23 protein-coding genes and 1 pseudogene are annotated in these 16843 nt (G+C 66.1%); 5 read left to right on the top strand and 19 right to left on the bottom strand.

What is annotated here, in order from left to right; genetic code table 11:
* Positions 1–92: 92 nt before the first annotated feature.
* The 5 genes from F5544_RS04965 to F5544_RS04945 form a co-directional block, all read right to left on the bottom strand.
* Entirely contained in the window at positions 93–2264 is a 2172-nt protein-coding gene (locus F5544_RS04965; RefSeq protein ID WP_167472074.1) for an MMPL family transporter, read from the bottom strand.
* Between the two features lie 34 nt (positions 2265–2298).
* Positions 2299–2799 carry an EXLDI protein gene (locus F5544_RS04960; protein WP_167472073.1) on the bottom strand — a complete coding sequence of 167 codons (501 nt, stop codon included), beginning with the start codon at positions 2797–2799 and terminating at the stop codon, positions 2299–2301.
* A gap of 289 nt (positions 2800–3088) precedes the next feature.
* The gene (locus F5544_RS04955; RefSeq protein WP_167472072.1) at positions 3089–3724 is read right to left on the bottom strand and encodes a DUF4190 domain-containing protein; all 636 of its coding nucleotides are present in this window, start codon (positions 3722–3724) and stop codon (positions 3089–3091) included.
* 358 nt (positions 3725–4082) lie between these two features.
* Complete coding sequence (locus tag F5544_RS04950) at positions 4083–5279, bottom strand: MFS transporter (protein ID WP_167472071.1); 1197 nt, start codon at positions 5277–5279, stop codon at positions 4083–4085.
* 87 nt (positions 5280–5366) lie between these two features.
* Positions 5367–5765 carry a heavy metal-responsive transcriptional regulator gene (locus F5544_RS04945; RefSeq protein WP_167472070.1) on the bottom strand — a complete coding sequence of 133 codons (399 nt, stop codon included), beginning with the start codon at positions 5763–5765 and terminating at the stop codon, positions 5367–5369.
* 52 nt (positions 5766–5817) lie between these two features.
* On the opposite strand from F5544_RS04945, the gene F5544_RS04940 reads away from it, so the two are divergent.
* Both F5544_RS04940 and merB read left to right on the top strand, forming a co-directional pair.
* The gene (locus F5544_RS04940) at positions 5818–6246 is read left to right on the top strand and encodes a DsbA family protein (protein ID WP_167472069.1); all 429 of its coding nucleotides are present in this window, start codon (positions 5818–5820) and stop codon (positions 6244–6246) included.
* Positions 6144–6803 carry an organomercurial lyase gene (gene merB / locus F5544_RS04935; protein WP_167472068.1) on the top strand — a complete coding sequence of 220 codons (660 nt, stop codon included), beginning with the start codon at positions 6144–6146 and terminating at the stop codon, positions 6801–6803. The genes F5544_RS04940 and merB overlap by 103 nt, the downstream gene beginning before the upstream one ends.
* A 194-nt stretch (positions 6804–6997) precedes the next feature.
* On the opposite strand, the pseudogene F5544_RS47420 reads toward merB, so the two are convergent.
* A pseudogene (locus F5544_RS47420) lies at positions 6998–7180 on the bottom strand (GNAT family N-acetyltransferase); the annotation flags it as partial.
* 139 nt (positions 7181–7319) lie between these two features.
* On the opposite strand from F5544_RS47420, the gene F5544_RS04925 reads away from it, so the two are divergent.
* Together F5544_RS04925 and F5544_RS04920 are read left to right on the top strand one after the other, a co-directional pair.
* A complete protein-coding gene (locus F5544_RS04925; RefSeq protein WP_167472067.1) occupies positions 7320–8528 on the top strand; it encodes a TrmH family RNA methyltransferase in 1209 nt (402 codons plus the stop codon).
* A gap of 113 nt (positions 8529–8641) precedes the next feature.
* Positions 8642–9505, top strand: coding sequence for an SAM-dependent methyltransferase (locus F5544_RS04920; protein WP_167472066.1), 864 nt, complete (start codon positions 8642–8644; stop codon positions 9503–9505).
* Positions 9506–9577: 72 nt separating this feature from the next.
* Here F5544_RS04920 and rpsQ read toward each other — a convergent pair whose 3' ends face one another.
* From rpsQ to F5544_RS04855, 13 genes are all read right to left on the bottom strand, one after another.
* On the bottom strand, positions 9578–9853 hold the full coding sequence (gene rpsQ / locus F5544_RS04915) for a 30S ribosomal protein S17 (RefSeq protein ID WP_167472065.1): 276 nt from the start codon (positions 9851–9853) through the stop codon (positions 9578–9580).
* Complete coding sequence (gene rpmC, locus F5544_RS04910) at positions 9850–10089, bottom strand: 50S ribosomal protein L29 (RefSeq protein ID WP_167472064.1); 240 nt, start codon at positions 10087–10089, stop codon at positions 9850–9852. Before rpmC ends, rpsQ begins: the two co-directional genes overlap by 4 nt.
* Positions 10089–10505: a 50S ribosomal protein L16 gene (gene rplP, locus F5544_RS04905; protein WP_167472063.1), complete on the bottom strand. Its 417-nt coding sequence runs from the start codon at positions 10503–10505 to the stop codon at positions 10089–10091. Before rplP ends, rpmC begins: the two co-directional genes overlap by 1 nt.
* Before the next feature lie 3 nt (positions 10506–10508).
* Positions 10509–11318 (bottom strand): 30S ribosomal protein S3, encoded by an 810-nt coding sequence (gene rpsC, locus F5544_RS04900; protein ID WP_167472062.1) that lies wholly within the window; start codon positions 11316–11318, stop codon positions 10509–10511.
* Positions 11319–11717 carry a 50S ribosomal protein L22 gene (rplV, locus tag F5544_RS04895; RefSeq protein WP_167472061.1) on the bottom strand — a complete coding sequence of 133 codons (399 nt, stop codon included), beginning with the start codon at positions 11715–11717 and terminating at the stop codon, positions 11319–11321.
* Entirely contained in the window at positions 11714–11995 is a 282-nt protein-coding gene (rpsS, locus tag F5544_RS04890; protein ID WP_067785343.1) for a 30S ribosomal protein S19, read from the bottom strand. Before rpsS ends, rplV begins: the two co-directional genes overlap by 4 nt.
* 15 nt (positions 11996–12010) lie before the next feature.
* A complete protein-coding gene (rplB, locus tag F5544_RS04885) occupies positions 12011–12847 on the bottom strand; it encodes a 50S ribosomal protein L2 (RefSeq protein WP_167472060.1) in 837 nt (278 codons plus the stop codon).
* A gap of 33 nt (positions 12848–12880) precedes the next feature.
* The gene (gene rplW, locus F5544_RS04880; protein WP_014981657.1) at positions 12881–13186 is read right to left on the bottom strand and encodes a 50S ribosomal protein L23; all 306 of its coding nucleotides are present in this window, start codon (positions 13184–13186) and stop codon (positions 12881–12883) included.
* Positions 13183–13857, bottom strand: a complete 675-nt coding sequence (gene rplD, locus F5544_RS04875; protein ID WP_167472059.1) for a 50S ribosomal protein L4 — start codon at positions 13855–13857, stop codon at positions 13183–13185. The genes rplW and rplD overlap by 4 nt, the downstream gene beginning before the upstream one ends.
* Positions 13854–14519, bottom strand: coding sequence for a 50S ribosomal protein L3 (gene rplC, locus F5544_RS04870; protein ID WP_167472058.1), 666 nt, complete (start codon positions 14517–14519; stop codon positions 13854–13856). Before rplC ends, rplD begins: the two co-directional genes overlap by 4 nt.
* A 14-nt stretch (positions 14520–14533) precedes the next feature.
* Complete coding sequence (gene rpsJ, locus F5544_RS04865) at positions 14534–14839, bottom strand: 30S ribosomal protein S10 (RefSeq protein ID WP_003938093.1); 306 nt, start codon at positions 14837–14839, stop codon at positions 14534–14536.
* 462 nt (positions 14840–15301) lie between these two features.
* Entirely contained in the window at positions 15302–15694 is a 393-nt protein-coding gene (locus tag F5544_RS04860) for a hypothetical protein (RefSeq protein WP_167472057.1), read from the bottom strand.
* 90 nt (positions 15695–15784) lie between these two features.
* Complete coding sequence (locus F5544_RS04855) at positions 15785–16195, bottom strand: hypothetical protein (RefSeq protein ID WP_167472056.1); 411 nt, start codon at positions 16193–16195, stop codon at positions 15785–15787.
* A gap of 170 nt (positions 16196–16365) precedes the next feature.
* On the opposite strand from F5544_RS04855, the gene F5544_RS04850 reads away from it, so the two are divergent.
* A complete protein-coding gene (locus tag F5544_RS04850) occupies positions 16366–16842 on the top strand; it encodes a hotdog fold domain-containing protein (RefSeq protein WP_167472055.1) in 477 nt (158 codons plus the stop codon).
* The last annotated feature ends 1 nt before the right edge of the window (position 16843 follow it).

Raw genomic sequence — 16843 nt, 5'->3', positions numbered from 1 at the left:
ACGGCGATACGTGATTCGCCCCCGTACTCACGTAAACGCCGAAAACGGCGCTGCGGCCGAATAACTCGACCGCAGCGCCGTTTCCCGGTGATTCACCGACCGGCCCGCGCCTCCTCCTGATAGAAGGCTTCGAACCCGGCATATTCGTCGATCCGCGAACGACGCTCCGGCTTGGCGCCGCGATCGCCGTGGCCCGGCCACCACGCCACATGCCCCATCAGCGCCGTGACGGCCGGGGTGAAGAACATCGCCATCACGAAGGCCGCGATCCCGATACCCACCGAGATGGCGAACCCCATCTGCGAGAGCATGTCGTTGCCCGCCAACATCATCGAGGCGAAGGTGCCCGCCAGGATCAGCCCGGCCGCCGCGATGGTCGGCCCGGTGTGCCGGACCGCAAGCGCCGCGGCCTGTTTCGGGTTGCGTCCGGCGCGCGCCTCCTCACGCAGGCGGGCGACCATCAGGATGTTGTAGTCGGTACCGAGCGCCACCACGAACAGGTACATGATCACCGGCAGCATGAAGATCAGGCCGCTGTTGCCCTTGATGTGCTGGAACAGCAGCACCGCCGCGCCGAGCGTCGCGCCGAAGCCGAGGAACACCGAGGCCATCAGATACCACGGCGCCACCAGGCTGCGCAGCAACAGACCGAGCACCACCATGATCAGCAGCGCCGCCACCGGGAACACGATCGTGTAGTCGTGGTTCATCGCATCCTGGAAGTCGACGAATACCGCAGTCATCCCGCCGACCTCGGCCGTCGTCCCGGCCGGCGCTGCGGCATGCGCGGTATCCCGCAGCGGCCCGCGGACGGTATCGAGCGCGGCATCGGATTCCGGCGCCGAACTCAACATCACCTGGAAGTCGGCCACCGTCTTATCCGACGAAAGCCGTGGCTCGGCAACCTGTCCGACACCCGGCACCCCGGCCAACGCGTTCCGGTACCCGCCGAGCTGATCCGAGGTGAGCTCGCTGTCCGAGCGCAGCAGCACATCCGAAGGCTGGGTGACGCCGGCGGGCACGCCCTTCAGCAATTCCTTGCTCCAGACCGTGGATTCGGACGACGCGCTGGTCGAACCGGAGGTCATATCGAAGGTCGGGTGGAAACCGAAGGCGAAGATCCCGAACACCACCAGCAGTCCACCGGACACCACCGCGAACGCCCGCGGATGTCGGCCGAGCGCACCGCCGATCGCACCGAACACCGCGCCCTTCGGCTCGTTCCGCCATGCCTTCGACGGCCAGAACACCTTGGCGCCCAACAGCGAAACCACCGCGGGGACCAGGGTGAGCCCGGCCAGCAGTGCGACACCGACCGCGATCGCCAGCGCCGGACCCATCGCGCGGAACATGCCGAGCGTGGACAGGGTCAGCGCCAGGAACGCGATGATCACCGCGCCCGCCGCCGAGGTGATGGCCTCGCCGACCTTGGTGACGGCGCTGACCATTGCGGTCTTCGGATCCTCACCGGCGCGCAGCCGCTCCCGATAGCGGAACATCAGGAACAGGATGTAGTCGGTGCCGACGCCGAACAGCACAACCAGCAGGATGGTGCTCACCGAGCTGTCGACCTGTAGGTCGAATACCTTGGCCGCCTGGGCGATCAGCCCGTTGACGACCCCGGAGATCGCGCCGATCACCACGATCGGCAGCAGCGCGATTACCGGGCTGCGGAAGATGACCAGCAGCAGCACCAGGATCAGCGCGATCGTGGCGATGCCGATGATGGCCATACCCTTCGTGCTGGAATCCTGCTGATCGAGGTACTGCGCGGCCTGACCGGTGATACCGGCCTTCAGCTCGGTGTCGTGCAGCTGCGGTTGCAGCGCGTCACGCAGCGCCTTCACCGCATCCATCTGGCTGGTGTCGGTCTGGCTGGTCATCTTGGTCATCTGCACCGCGATGATCTGGATCAACCGGTTCTCCGACGGCGGTGTCACCTGAATCGCGGTGACATCCTTGATGTTCCGGCTGGTGAGCTGTGCACCGACTCCGGTGACGGCAGCCGCGTCGGCGTCGGTCAGCGCCGCGCCGTCGGTCCGCTCGAACACGATGAGCGCGGCGGGCGCCGAGCTCTGTGGAAATGCCTTCTGCTGTAGGTCCATTGCCTGCACGGACTCGTAATGCGATGGCAGGAACTGGGATTGGTCTGCGGTCGATTGGAGTTTCGGCGCGGTCACCATCACCGCGACGGCGATCAGCGCCCACAGGCCGATCACCTTCCACGGGTGGTGCACGACGAGGCGTCCCAGCCGAGCGAACATTATTCGGTTTCCTTTCGAATCGTCCTGAGACGGTTCATATTTCGAGGTCCTGGACGGACGGGTTGGCCGCGACGTCGGCGACGGTGCGGTAGATCCGTTCCGGAATCCGGCCGCTCAGCTCGACGAAGGTGTTCACCACATCGACCGTGTAATCGCCCCAATCCTGTTGCCCGGCAGCGAATCCGAACAGATCACGCCAGGACGTCCAGTCGTTCCAATCGGCGGACCGCGCGTAGTCCTTCCAGTCGACGTCCCGGCGATGCACCACGAACTTGCCCTTACGGCTGATGTAGACCCGGACCACTTCGAATCCGGACTTGTTATACCGGCGCGCTTCGCCGAGCAGCCTGCCGAAGAAGCGCTGCCTGCGGCCACCGCCGGGGCCGACGCGGAGCACGATTTCGGTGAAATCGTCCGGCGCGCCCTTGACGAGGTCGATCGCGCCGCCCGCGGGCTCCGGCGCATCGGTCGCGGTATCGGCGGGCGCGGTGGCCTCGGCGTCGAGTTCGACCGGGGTGCTCGGATCGGTGTTCATACCCCACTCCATTTCATAAGTAGATGCGCATTCAGGCATGGATGTACCGGCGACGGTCCAGCGTTTCGAACCGACGTAGGCGTCCCTGATCTGCAGTTATTGCGTACCGCCGAGAGCAGGCGCACCGGCTCTCGTCCCTCACTCACTATAAGTAGATGTATACGTATAGCGCAAGACGGCGTCGACTATCGGATCCTTCACACCGGCCCACGATCCCCGCCGGATCTGACAGCCGACTGACACGGCCCTGACACCAGGCCGCCGACCCGAGTTCCCCCGAAACAGCGAATCAGCGCAGGATCGGCGCGGTGAGCTGTTCACCGCTCTTACTCAGCACAAGGCAGCTGATGCGGCGCACGCTCTCCCAATCGGTGCTGTCCATTGGGCGAACGCAGTAGTTGCGCAGCGGCCTGCCACCGCGATTGGCCTGCATGGCGGCCGAAAGCGCTGGCGCGCAGCGCAATCCGACCTGTCTGTTGATCTCGATCTCCCCCGGCCACGGGCCCGGCGGCAGTTCGAAGTCGTAGACCACCTCGGCATCGTGCGGTTGCGTGCACGACCGCAGCGTCAGCGTCTTCGGATGTGTCGCGGGTAAACCGTTGACGCACTGGCCCGTCGACAGCTCATCGATCGAAACCACCCGGTCGCCGATACTGGACTCCGGCTTACCGACGCCGATCCAACCCGCCAAATAGGCGCAGAGCAGCAGGACCCAAACACCGGAGCAGACAAGGCCGGTAGCCGCCAAACCGCGCCCGCGGACCCCGCGCGGTATGCGCAGCAACGCGCAGATCCCGAATGGGATCGCCACGAAAAACCAGCCGGTGACCCCGAAAACCAAGGCGGCAACGGCAACCCCGATCGGCCTTCCGGAATCACCGGACCGTTGCGCCGGGTTTTCGGCCTGCGCACCACTGGGATTCACCCACACTCCTTTTCCAACCCGCAGCATGCTAGTCGGAAATCCAGCAGACCGCCGGGTTTGTGCACCTGGCGGAAAATGTTGCCTCCCTTGACAGTCCCCGCAACGGGCGATTTGATCGCGATATAGAACAATGCCATCAATCCGGCGACGAGAAATCCACCGAGGTGGCCTCCCCAAGGCGACAAGGGTCCTTGCCGAGCCATAATCCGCCCGCGCCATACCGACGCCGGTAGCGGTAATTTGCCATCATGTCATTGCAAGTGTGCGAACAGAATTCGCGGACTTCCGACTATCGGCGGCGTCCAACTACCATTCGGTAACAATTCCTCGGCACACACCCGGGTAATTCGAATTCACGCTAACGAACAGCGACCTCGCGCACCCGCGCCGCGCGCACCCGCCCTCGATGCACCAGTGCGACAATCAGCGCCAGGCCGACGCCGCACACGATGCCGACAATCGCGGCGCCCCCGAATCCGGCCCGATAACCACCCGCGTCGATGACGACCCCGGCCATCGAGCTACCGATTCCCTGGCCCAGGGTCATGGTCGCGCCGTGCCAGCCCATCGCCTCGCCACGCCCACCCTCCGGCACGATGCGGCTCAGCTGATCGACCGATGCGGTGAGCGTCGGCGCGCAGAACACGCCCGCTAGCAATCCGGTCAGCGCGAGGGTCAACGTATCGTTCACGAAAACCATTGGCACGGTGACAATTCCGAGCCAGGCCAAGAGGATGTAGGTCGAAATCGGGCGGTGCAGCGCACCATAGACCAGCCCGCCGAGCAGCGAACCGAAACCCCAGAGCGCCAGGACCACCCCGAGCCAGCGCTGCGCGTCGAATGCCCGGATCGCGGGTACGAAGGCGAGCTCGGTGGCGCCGAGTACGGCGACCGCGGCGCACGCACCGAGACACAGCGCGACGAATTCGGTCCCGAACCAGGCGCGGCGCGGCACGATAGCAGCCGAATCCACCGAATCATTCGAGCGCAGCGGCGGATTCAGCGCCCAGAGCAGCAATCCGGCCAGCACCAAGCACATTTGGATTACGAAGAGCACCACCCGCGTCGATCCCGCGCCGGTCGCGGCGATACCGATCACCGGCCCGATCATGAAGGCCGCCTCGATCGATACCGACTCCAGCGCGAGCGCGGATTTCCTGGCTTGCTCGGTGGTCACCGCGATCACCGCCTGCCGCACCACGGTGAAGATCGGAACCTCGAAAAGCCCTGCCAGTGCGGCGATTCCGAGCAACGCACCGTAGCCGACGAACGGCGCGACCGCCCAGCACAGCCCGCCGATCACGATCGAGGGCAGGATCGTCCGGCGCAGACCGAGCCGATCGAGCAGCCGCCCGCGCCACGGCCCGCTGGCCGCCCGGCAGACGGTGAGCGCCGTCGCCAACAGACCCGCCTGCGCATACGACCCGTGCAGCGTTTGCACCACGTGCACCGGCAGCAGAATCGACCCCGCGAAGTACGGGATCCGGACCAACGCGCCCAGCAGCAGCACATTGCGCGCCGCCGCGACGGCCAGCACCTCGCGATAGGACCGCATTCCATCGAGCCTGGCAGCTCGCGAACCGATCCGCCACCGGATTTATCCCATCATCCGGCCTGGCCGAACGTCTTTGTGCGCGGGTGGTCAACGTCCGCCGAGAATGACACAGATATCCGCGGCGGCGCAGTCGGCGGGATCCTGGGCGGCGGCCCGCTCGGCGAGGCGCAGCAGCTCCCGCTCGGTGCGGCGCAGTTCGGCGAGGCGGGCGCGCACCTCGGTCAGGTGCGCGTCGACGAGCGTGCGCACATGTGCGCACGGCGGCGCTCCGCTATCGCGAATGGCCAGCACATCGGCTATTTCGGCCAGGTGCAATCCGGCCGTCTGCGCGGCGCGGATGAACCGCACCCGATGCACGGCGTCGATCGAGTAATCGCGATATCCGGCCGAGGTGCGCTCCGGTTCGGGCAGCAGCCCGGCCTGCTCATAGAAGCGCAGCGTTTTGGCGCTCACACCCGCCTGAGCGGCCAATGCACCGATTCGCATGCCGAATTTTAGCTTGACCTTCCAGCGCACTGGAAGGTTTACCGTCACGGTTATGAGTCCGCCCACCTTGGTAGTGCTCGCGGTGCCGGATTGCCCCAACGCACCGCTGCTGATCGAACGCCTGCGCGAAATATCCACGGATCGAACAGAATTCGAGCCGATTCAGCGAATCGTGCACGATCAGGCCGAGGCCGAACGCTACGGCATGCACGGTTCGCCGACCCTGCTGGTGAACGGCGTCGACCCGTTCGCACAACCCGGCACCCCGGCGAGCCTGTCCTGCCGGCTCTATCCACACCCCTGCGGTCGCGTCGACGGCGCCCCCAGCGTCGCCGAACTGGCGGCCGTCCTCCGCCCGCACGAATCAGGAGCCGAATCATGCCCGACCACACCGATCTCCGATCCGGCGATTTCGACGCCGCCTGGCGCGCCGCCATCGCCGACAACCGGCTCCGCACCGACTTCGCCGCCGCCGTCATAAGGCTCACGCGCATCGGCGCGCGGCCGGTGCCGCTAACCGAACTCGCCGCCGAAATGCACCGATCGGTTCCGGAGATCACGGCCTTCGTCACCGAATACGGTGGCGGTCCGATGCGCATCGCCGACGGGATGGTCTACCACGACCATCCGAACGAACCAGGTCCCGCGACGCGCTGGACGGTACATGTCGGCGAACGCACCATCTACTCGGAAACCGGTTGCGCGCCAGACCTGTTCGCGGCCGCACACTGGCTCGATGAACAACTCACCGTCGAGGCGACCTGCCCGGTCACCGGCACACCGATCCGGGTCCGGATCGGCCCCGATGGAGCCGACGCCGAACCCGCGAGCACGGTCGTCTCGGTGCTGAATCCCTGCGGTCCCGAATTCCACGACATCGCCGAGCAGACCTTCACCGAGTTGGACGAGCAAATCTGTTCCGAGCAAACGTTTTTCGCCTCACAAGCGGCCGCAGGCCAATGGCAGGCCGCGAATCCGGGCGGACGCCTCTTCACCGTCGCGCAACTGCACGACTGGATCCGCCGCATCGGATTCTGATCACATCGCCCTGCGATAAACCTGCCGAGGACCACCTTCCGGCCCCGGCGCGGCCGCCTCGGCAGGGCTGAACCCCAGCCGTTCATAGAAGATCCGCGCGCCACTCGCAACCGCCCCGGATGCTCGGCCCCGAAGGTAACCACCTCGATGACCCCCGGATCCGCCGAGACCCTGCGAATCACGTCGGCCATGAGCGCCGCACCGACGCCCCGCCCTCGATGCCGCTCCGAGACGACGAGCCAGTGCACGTGATAGACCGGTGGGTCGGCGCCGAACATCACGGCTCCGAGCACCTCCCCATCCGACTCGGCGACGAGCGCGGCCGAACGGCGGGTATGCCTTTCTACGGCCCGATGGAAGCCGGGATCGGCGACCATGGGGCCGAACCAGTGCTCGACCTGGGCCGCCAGGTGCAGGAAGGACGGGAGGTCCTCCATACGCGCGAGTCGGACGATCATCCACGAAGTCTCCCCCGGCAGGCCGGACGCAACCGCCGCACCCATAGCCTGGTCGATTGTGGAGGTTATCGATTCGATCAAGGATCCGCGGATTGCGGCGGCGCGGGCGTTGGCGACGCGGGCGGGGCGGATCGCGGCAGGGCGGTGCCTGATCGAGGGTGCGGGGTTGATTCGGCAGGTGGTCGCGGCTGGCGGCACGGTGGAGTTCGTGCTTTGTGCAGTCGAGGCCGATGATCCTGCGGTCGGCGCGGAACTCACCGCTGCGGGTGTCACCGTGTATGCCGCGCGAGAAGGCTTGCTGCGCAAGGTGACCGGCGGTGCTAAACCCGTTGGGTGGCTGGCCGTGGCGCACCTGCCGGATGAGGTTCTTGCCGATGCGCCGTACGGCGATTTCGCCGTGGTGTGCGAACAGGTCAACGATCCGGGCAATCTCGGAACGATCGCCAGAACGGCGCGGGCGCTCGGCGTCCGCGACATCGTATTGACCGATACCGCAACGGATCTCAGCACTCGACGGGTGCTCGATGCCGCCCGTGGCGCGGTGCTCGGCTGCCGGGTGCGCCGCTTCGACACCCCGGCCGATGCGCTGAAAGCCTTGCGCGCGGCGGGATTCCAGATCGTGGCGACCAGCCCGCGCGGTTCTCGGCTCCAGTCGACGGCTCCGCTGCGCGGCGACCGGATAGCGCTGGTGATCGGCAACGAAACCGACGGCATCAGCGCCGAAACACAAACGGCCGCCGACCTTCTGGTCCAGATCCCGATGGCGGGCGCGGTCGAATCACTCAACGTCGGCGTCGCCACCGGCATCAGCATCTACGAACTACGCATGAGGATGATCTTGACCGTGCTCACCGACCGCATCCGCAATACCTTGGGCCGCAACCTCGGCGCCGCCGCATCTCTGGTCCGCACCGCCTTCGACGCCCAACTCCGCCAGGTCGGCGACCTGAACAGCGATCAGGCCATCCTCCTGATGATTCTCGCCTGCGACCGAACCACCACCCGCGACCAGCTCCGCCGCGATATCGGCACCGGCACAACCGAACTCGACACCATCCTGGCCCCACTCGCGGACAACGGCTATCTCACCGCCGACCAACGATCCGTCACCATCACCACCGAGGGCGAACGCGCCGTTGCCGCGCTCTGGACCATCCAGGAACGCGCGGAAGAGGCCATCTACCGCGGCTTCACAGACGCCGAACGCGACCAACTCACCGATATGCTGCGCCGCATCCAACACAACGCCAGCCAACTGAATAGCTGAACTGTCGCTGAATCCTCTTGTCGCCGTGTGTCTTCCACTGGCTGGCAACAAGCGTCCAGCCCGATCAACGGCTAGGGTCGTGGCAAAACGCGATGCAGGAGGGGACGGCGGCAATGACATCCGATGATCGAGGCGGGGTTGTAATCCCCCAGGACATACCCACATCGGCACGGGCATACGGCTGGATGCTCGGCGGCAAGGACAATTACGAGGTAGATCGCGCGCTGATCCTCGACGTGCTCCAGGGATTCCCCGAATGCGTCGACATCGCTCGACAGAACCGCGAATTCCTTTACCGGGCAGTCCGATACCTCGTCGAGGAGGCGGGCATCACCCAGTTCCTCGACCTCGGCTGCGGCCTGCCCACCGACAACAATGTGCACCAGGTGGCCCAGCAGTTCGATCCCGATGCCCGGGTCGCCTACGTCGACATCGACCCCATCGTCCTCGCCCACGGGCGGGTGCTGCTCGCCGACCAGCGGGCGACCGTCGTCATCACCGCCGACATGCGCGAACCGGAAAGCGTGCTGGCACAGCGGGATGTCCAGCGGCTGATCGACTTCACGAAGCCGGTCGCGGTGCTGTTCCTCTCCGTCGGCCATCACCTCAAGGATGTCGACGAGGTCGGCAACGGCGCGCGCCACGCCCTGCGCCATATCATCGACACGGTCGCCGTCCCCGGCAGCTACCTAGCCTTCTCCCAAGTCGTCAGCGACGACCCGGAACTGGGCGCCACCTTCGCCGAACAACTGGACAGCGCCGGAATCCCCTGGCAGAACCGCACTCCCGCCGAGGTCGACGCCCTCTTCGACGGCCTGGACCCGATCGCCCCCGGTCTGGTCAACCTCGTCAACTGGCGCCCCGACCCCACCCAGCCCCCACTGGAACCCGTCCCCGACCCGCTCCGCCCCTACGTCGGCACCACCGAAACCCGCACCACCGTCTACGAATACGGCGGCCTGCTCCGCAAACCCTGACGAACGGCGAAGGCCCGCCTCCCGAATGGGAAGCGGGCCTTCGCAATACAACTTCTCGGCCGAGAAGAAGACTTACTTCGCCTTCTCCAGGACCTCGACGAGCCGCCAGCGCTTGGTGGCAGACAGCGGACGGGTCTCCATCAGCTGGACGCGGTCACCGATGCCGGCGACCTCGTTCTCGTCGTGCGCCTTCACCTTGGAGGTGGTGCGGATGATCTTGCCGTAGAGCGGGTGCTTCACCCGGTCCTCCAGCTCGACCACGATCGTCTTGTTCATCTTGTCCGAGACGACATAGCCGATCCGAACCTTGCGGCTACCCCGCTCTTCCTTCTTCACGTCGTCGCTCATGCGGCATCTCCCTTGTCAGCGGGTCCGGTGGCCAGACCGAGCTCACGCTCACGCATGACCGTGTAGATGCGCGCGATCTCGTGACGGACGACGCGCAGACGACGGTTGTTGTCCAGCTGACCCGTCGCCATCTGGAAGCGCAGGTTGAACAGCTCTTCCTTCGACTCACGCAGGCGGGAGACGAGCTCCTCCTCGGTGAGCTCGCGCAACTCTGCGGCCGGTGTACCGGTTGCCATCAGAACTGCTCCTCCCTGGTCACGATCCTGCACTTCATCGGGAGCTTGTGCATCGCGCGGCGCAGCGCCTCACGAGCGGTCTCCTCATTCGGGTACGACATCTCGAACATCACGCGGCCGGGCTTGACGTTCGCGACCCACCACTCCGGCGAACCCTTACCGGAACCCATGCGGGTTTCGGCCGGCTTCTTGGTCAGCGGGCGATCCGGGTAGATGTTGATCCAGATCTTGCCGCCACGGCGGATGTGGCGAGTCATCGCGATACGCGCCGACTCGATCTGCCGGTTGGTGACGTAGGCCGGCTCCAGCGCCTGGATGCCGTAATCGCCGAACGCCACCGAGGTGCCGCCCTTGGCCATACCGGAACGGCTCGGGTGATGCTGCTTGCGGTGCTTCACCTTGCGTGGCATCAGCATGCGTCAGCCCTCCTGATTCTCTGCCGGAGCCTCCGCCACGGCGGTGGCGGCGCGCCCGGCCTCGGTGCTGGTCGCAGTGGTGCCGGTGGAGCCGGACCGACGCGGGCGGCTCGGCCGCTCACGGCGCGGACGATCGCGGTCGCGATCACCCGAGGGGGCGGCCGCGGCGGTCAGCTCACGCTTGCCACCGACGATGTCGCCCTTGTAGATCCACACCTTCACACCGATGCGACCGAAAGTGGTCTTGGCCTCGTACAGGCCGTAGTCGATGTCGGCGCGCAGCGTGTGCAGCGGCACCCGACCCTCGCGGTAGAACTCCGAGCGCGACATTTCGGCGCCGCCGAGGCGGCCCGAGCACTGCACGCGGATGCCCTTGACGTTCGGCGAACGCATGGCCGACTGGATGGCCTTGCGCATCGCGCGACGGAACGCGACACGGTTGGACAGCTGCTCGGCCACACCCTGGGCGACCAGCTGCGCATCCGACTCGGGGTTCTTGACCTCGAGGATGTTCAGCTGAACCTGCTTGCCGGTGAGCTTCTCCAGCTCGGCGCGGATGCGGTCGGCCTCGGCGCCGCGACGGCCGATCACGATGCCCGGACGCGCGGTGTGGATATCCACCCGCACGCGGTCACGGGTGCGCTCGATCTCGACCTTCGAGATGCCCGCACGCTCCATGCCGTTGGCGAGGAGCTTGCGGATCGCGACGTCTTCCTTCACGTAGTCCGCGTACTGCTTGTCCGCGTACCAACGCGACTTCCAGTCGGTGGTGATACCGAGGCGGAAGCCATGGGGGTTGATCTTCTGTCCCATTTACTTTGCCCCTCCCTTCCGGCGGCTACGAGTGGCGCCGGCGGTGGGCACGCTCTCGACCTCGATGGTGATGTGGCTGGTGCGCTTGCGAATCCGGAACGCGCGGCCCTGGGCCCGCGGCTGGAAACGCTTCATGGTCGCGCCCTCGTCGACGTACGCCGTCGAGATGACCAGGGTGGCCGGGTTCAGGCCGAGGTTGTTCTCGGCGTTGGCCGCGGCCGAGGCGACGACCTTGGCGACCGGCTCGCTCGCGGCCTGCGGCGCGAACTTCAGGATGTTCAGCGCGTCCTCGACCCGCTTGCCGCGGACCAGGTCCACGACGCGGCGCGCCTTCATCGGCGTGACGCGGACGTGCTTCGCGGTCGCCCGGGCAGTCGGGTTCTGAGTCTCAGTGGTCATCGCCGCTTGCTCTTCCGATCTTCCTTGACGTGGCTCTTGAACGTCCGGGTGGGCGCGAACTCACCCAGCTTGTGCCCGACCATGGACTCCGAGACGAACACCGGCACATGCTTGCGGCCGTCGTGCACCGCGAAGGTGTGCCCGATGAAGTCGGGAATGATGGTCGAACGACGCGACCAGGTCTTGATGACCTGCTTGGTGCCCTTCTCGTTCTGGACGTCCACCTTCGCGAGGAGGTGGTCGTCGACGAACGGGCCCTTCTTGAGGCTGCGTGGCATTTCTTACCTCCTCCTTCAGCGCTTCTTGCCGGTCTTGCGACGGCGGACGATGAGCTTGTCGCTCGGGCGGTTGGGCTTGCGGGTGCGGCCTTCCGGCTGACCCCACGGCGAGACCGGGTGGCGACCACCGGAGGTCTTGCCCTCACCACCACCGTGCGGGTGGTCGACCGGGTTCATGACGACACCACGGACGGTTGGGCGGCGACCCTTCCAGCGCATACGGCCGGCCTTGCCCCAGTTGATGTTCGACTGCTCGGCGTTGCCGACCTCGCCGACGGTGGCGCGGCAGCGCACGTCGACGCGGCGGATTTCACCGGAGGGCATACGCAGCGTGGCGTAGGGGCCTTCCTTACCGAGCAGCTGGATGCTCATGCCGGCGGCGCGGGCCAGCTTGGCACCGCCGCCGGGACGCAGCTCCACGTTGTGGATGGTGGTACCCGTCGGGATGTTGCGCAGCGGCAGGTTGTTACCCGGCTTGATGTCGGCCGTCGGGCCGGACTCGATCGGGGTGCCCTGCTGAATGCCCTTGGGCGCCAGGATGTAGCGCTTCTCGCCGTCCCGGTAGTGCAGCAGCGCGATGTTCGCGGTGCGGTTCGGGTCGTACTCGATGTGCGCGACCTTGGCGGGGATGCCGTCCTTGTCCAGTCGACGGAAGTCGATCAGACGGTAGGCACGCTTGTGGCCACCACCGCGGTGCCGGGTGGTGATCCGGCCGTGCGCGTTGCGGCCACCGGTCTTGGTCAGCGGGCGCAGCAGCGACTTCTCGGGGGTCGACCGGGTGATCTCGGCGAAGTCCGAGACGCTGGCGCCACGGCGGCCCGGCGTTGTCGGCTTGTACTTACGGATTGCCATGAGTTCTTCTCTGCTTTCTGGATTCCCGTCCGCTTACGCGACCGGGCCTCCGAAGATCTCGATGGGCTTGCTGTCGGCCGAGATGGTCACGAGCGCACGCTTGGTGTCCTTGCGCTTGCCGTAACCGAAGCGGGTCCGCTTGCGCTTGCCCTGACGGTTGGCGGTGTTGACGCTGGTGACCTTGACACCGAAGACCTTCTCGACGGCGATCTTGATCTGCGTCTTGTTCGAGTCCGGGTGCACCAGGAAGGTGTAGGTGCCTTCCTCGATCAGTCCGTAGGACTTCTCCGAGATGACCGGCGCAAGCAGGATGTCGCGGGGGTCGGCGATGGTGGTCACTTGCTCTCCTCCTGTGCAGCCTCGGCGGGCCCGTGCACGAAGGCGTTCAGGGCCTCCACGCTGAACACGACCTCATCGCTGTTCAGCACGTCGTACGTGTTGAGCTGATCCGGCGCGATGGGGTGCACGTTCTGCAGGTTCGCCACGCTCTTCCATGCGGCGATGTCCTCGCGGCCGACGACCACCAGGAACTTCTTGCGCTCCGACAGCTCCGCGAGGAAGCTCTTCGCCGTCTTGGTGGACGGGGTCTGCCCCGCGACCAGCTCGGTGACGACGTGGATGCGCTCGTTGCGGGCCCGGTCGGACAGGGCGCCACGCAGGGCGGCGATCTTCATCTTCTTGGGCAGGCGCTGGGTGTAGTCACGCGGCTGCGGGCCGTGCACGGTGCCACCGCCGGTGAACTGCGGCGCGCGGGTCGAACCCTGGCGGGCGCGACCGGTGCCCTTCTGCCGGTACGGCTTCTTGCCACCGCCGGAGACCATGCCCCGGGTCTTGGTGGCGTGCGTGCCCTGACGGGCCGCGGCCTGCTGCGCGACGACCACCTGGTGCATCAGCGCGATATTGGCGGTCACGTCGAAGATCTCCGCGGGGAGATCGACGGTGCCCTCGGTCTTGCCGCCCGGAGCCTTCACCGGCAGCGTCAGGTTGACCTTGGTCTCTGTGCTGGTCATGCGTGCGCACCACCCTTCACGGCGCTCTTGACGATCACGACGCCGCCCTTGCGACCCGGGATCGCGCCCTTGATCAGCAGCAGGCCGTTCTCGGCGTCCACCTTGTAGACGGACAGGTTCTGCGTGGTGACCCGCTCGTTACCCATGCGGCCCGACATACGGGTGCCCCGGAAGACGCGACCGGGGGTCGCGCAGGCGCCGATCGAACCCGGGCGGCGGTGCACCGCCTGCGCACCGTGCGAGGCGCCCTGACCACGGAAGCCGTGGCGCTTCATGGTGCCGGCGAAGCCCTTGCCCTTGCTGGTGCCGGTGACGTCGACGTAGGTGCCCTCTTCGAACACGTCGGCGGACAGTTCCTGGCCGACCTCGAAGGTGGACGCGTCGGCGACGCGGATCTCGACCACGTGGCGGCGCGGGGTGACCCCGGCCTTGGCGAAGTGGCCGGAGACCGGCTTGTTCACCTTGCGCGGGTCGATCGCGCCGATGGCGAGCTGCACGGCGCTGTAGCCGTCGCGCTCGACCGTCCGGATCTGGGTGACGACGTTCGGGCCCGCCTTGACGACGGTCACCGGAACGACGCGGTTCTTCTCGTCGAACACCTGGGTCATACCGAGTTTGGTGCCCAGGATGCCGGCCGCTGGCCGATTCTTGTTGTCAGTCATATCTCGAGTCCCCGTCACTGAATGTTGACGTCGACGCTGGCCGGCAGGTCGATGCGCATGAGCGCGTCGACCGTCTTCGGCGTCGGGTCGAGGATGTCGATCAGCCGCTTGTGCGTCCGCATCTCGAAGTGCTCGCGCGAGTCCTTGTACTTGTGCGGCGAACGGATGACGCAGTACACGTTCTTCTCGGTCGGCAACGGCACCGGCCCGACGACGCGGGCACCGGTACGGGTCACCGTCTCGACGATCTTGCGCGCGGACGCGTCGATCGCCTCGTGGTCATAGGCCTTGAGCCTGATGCGGATCTTTTGTCCCGCCACGCTAAGTGTCCTTTTCTCCGCTTTTCCTTCGTGATCCGGAAGCTGGCTTCCGTACCACCCTCATTTGCACAGCCCGAACACACGAAGACGTCTCAGTTGGAGACCACGACCGGACGCGCGTCCGATCCTCGCCGCTGTTCATCTGTCATGGTTCTCCGGTACACGCGGTCGGGCGTGTCGCCCATCCGCTCATTCCTCGGCCCCGGAAATACTTCTCCCTGCCAGGCTCGGAACATTGTCCCGGACGTACCCGCGCCGGAATCCGGCGGGATACAAAATTGGGTACTGCTCGCCTCGTCCGACTACGCCCAGGTTCCATAGGGAACAGGCATGGCCCGGTGCAAGGCAACCCGAACAGTATGCCCGACGCGATCGGACACTTCAAATCCGGCCCCCTCGACCGGCTTCCCCCAGGTAAACGAAGGGTCGAGCGGCGGCGACCGGCCGCCGCTCGACCCGATTTCAGTTGAGGAACTGCTCGACGGCCACGCCGCTGCCCCGCCACTGCGCGGGATCCACCAGCAGGATGTCGACCGAACCGTTCGGTGCGGCCGCCGCCTCGCCGACCACGTCGGCGAAGGTGACCAGCCGGTTGGTGAAGCGCGGGTTGTCCGGGATCGTGGAATCGGGATCCAGTTTGTACAGCCCGCCCGCGAGCGGCACGCTCAACACCGCGGCCAACTTGCTCTTGCTCAGCTCGACGGTGTCCTCGTGACTGAGCCGGATCGTCGAGTTGACGCCGACCGGTTTCGGTCCGTGCAGTTCGATGGCGGCGGCATCGCCCGCGCCGACCGCCGCCATGAGCGCGCCACCGGCCGCGATCCCGATTACCGTGACAGCATTGCGAATTCGCATGGTTGAAACTCCAAATCCGTTACCCGGCAAAAGAAATGGGTTCAACCTAGCAATGTCGCCCGGTCGGCGCAGCCCGAACAACCCATGGGCTCAGCGCAGGGACTGCGTCACGGCGTAATTCGCCCCGTCGTTCTTGGCCGGATCCGTCAAACCGATGCCGATGTGGCCGTTGGGCGCCGCGGCCGCCTCGCCGACCACGCCCGCGAAGGAAATGTCATCGGTGTAGGTGACACCGTCGATCACCACACCCTCGTGGTGGTAAACGGACGCGCGGTCGATATAGAAGACGCCGCCGTTGGTAACCGGATCGTCCAGCATTCCGACGATCGGGCTGTTGTTCAGCACGACGGTCTCGTTGTGATCGAGCAGCACACCGACAGTCATCCTGTCGGTTGCGATGACCGGCGTGAACGCGGCCGCGTCCCCAGCACCGATCCCGGTAGCGATGGCCGCACCCGCCGCGGCGATTCCCAGCCCCGCGACGGCAATACGAATACGCATGATGGATCTCCAAATCCCATACCCACCAACAGATGTGGCGTCGGCCCCCAGTTGCGTCAACGGCGCAACAGCTCAACGTAGCAGCGGGATGCCCCCAACGTCGATGGCAATAAATCACCCAGTCGCTCGCGACGCTCGGCGATTAACTTACTTTTGAGTAAGATCGCCTCATGACGAAAGAGACCGCGACGTACCGCGGCTGGAAGAAGCTGCCCGACAACCGGCTCGGGCACGCCCTGTTCTCGCTGGGCATGGTGGCGCGGGTGCCGTACTTCGGGACGGTGCTGCCGAGCGTCGTGCGGCTCGAACCGGGATTGTGCGAGGTGAGCGCGCCGAAGTGGTTCGGCATCCACAACCATCTCGGCACCTTTCACGCCATCGCGGCATGCAATCTGGCCGAGGTCGCCATGGGCATGTTGAGCGAGGCGACGGTGCCATCGACGCACCGCTGGATCCCCAAGGCGATGAACGTGCAGTACCTGGCCAAGGCCGAGACCGGGCTGCGCGCGGTGGCCAAGCTGCCGGAGGTTCCGGACTTCGCGCAGATCACCGAGGGGCGTGACCTCATCGTTCCGGTGTCGATCTACGACAAGCACGGTCTGGAGGTAGTGCACGCCGACATCACCACCTGGGTGACGCCGAAATAAC

It is taken from the genome of Nocardia arthritidis, assembly GCF_011801145.1.
Taxonomy (GTDB): domain Bacteria; phylum Actinomycetota; class Actinomycetes; order Mycobacteriales; family Mycobacteriaceae; genus Nocardia; species Nocardia arthritidis_A.
Note: the sequence above shows the minus strand (reverse complement) of the source record. Positions and strands in the feature narration are given on the sequence as shown.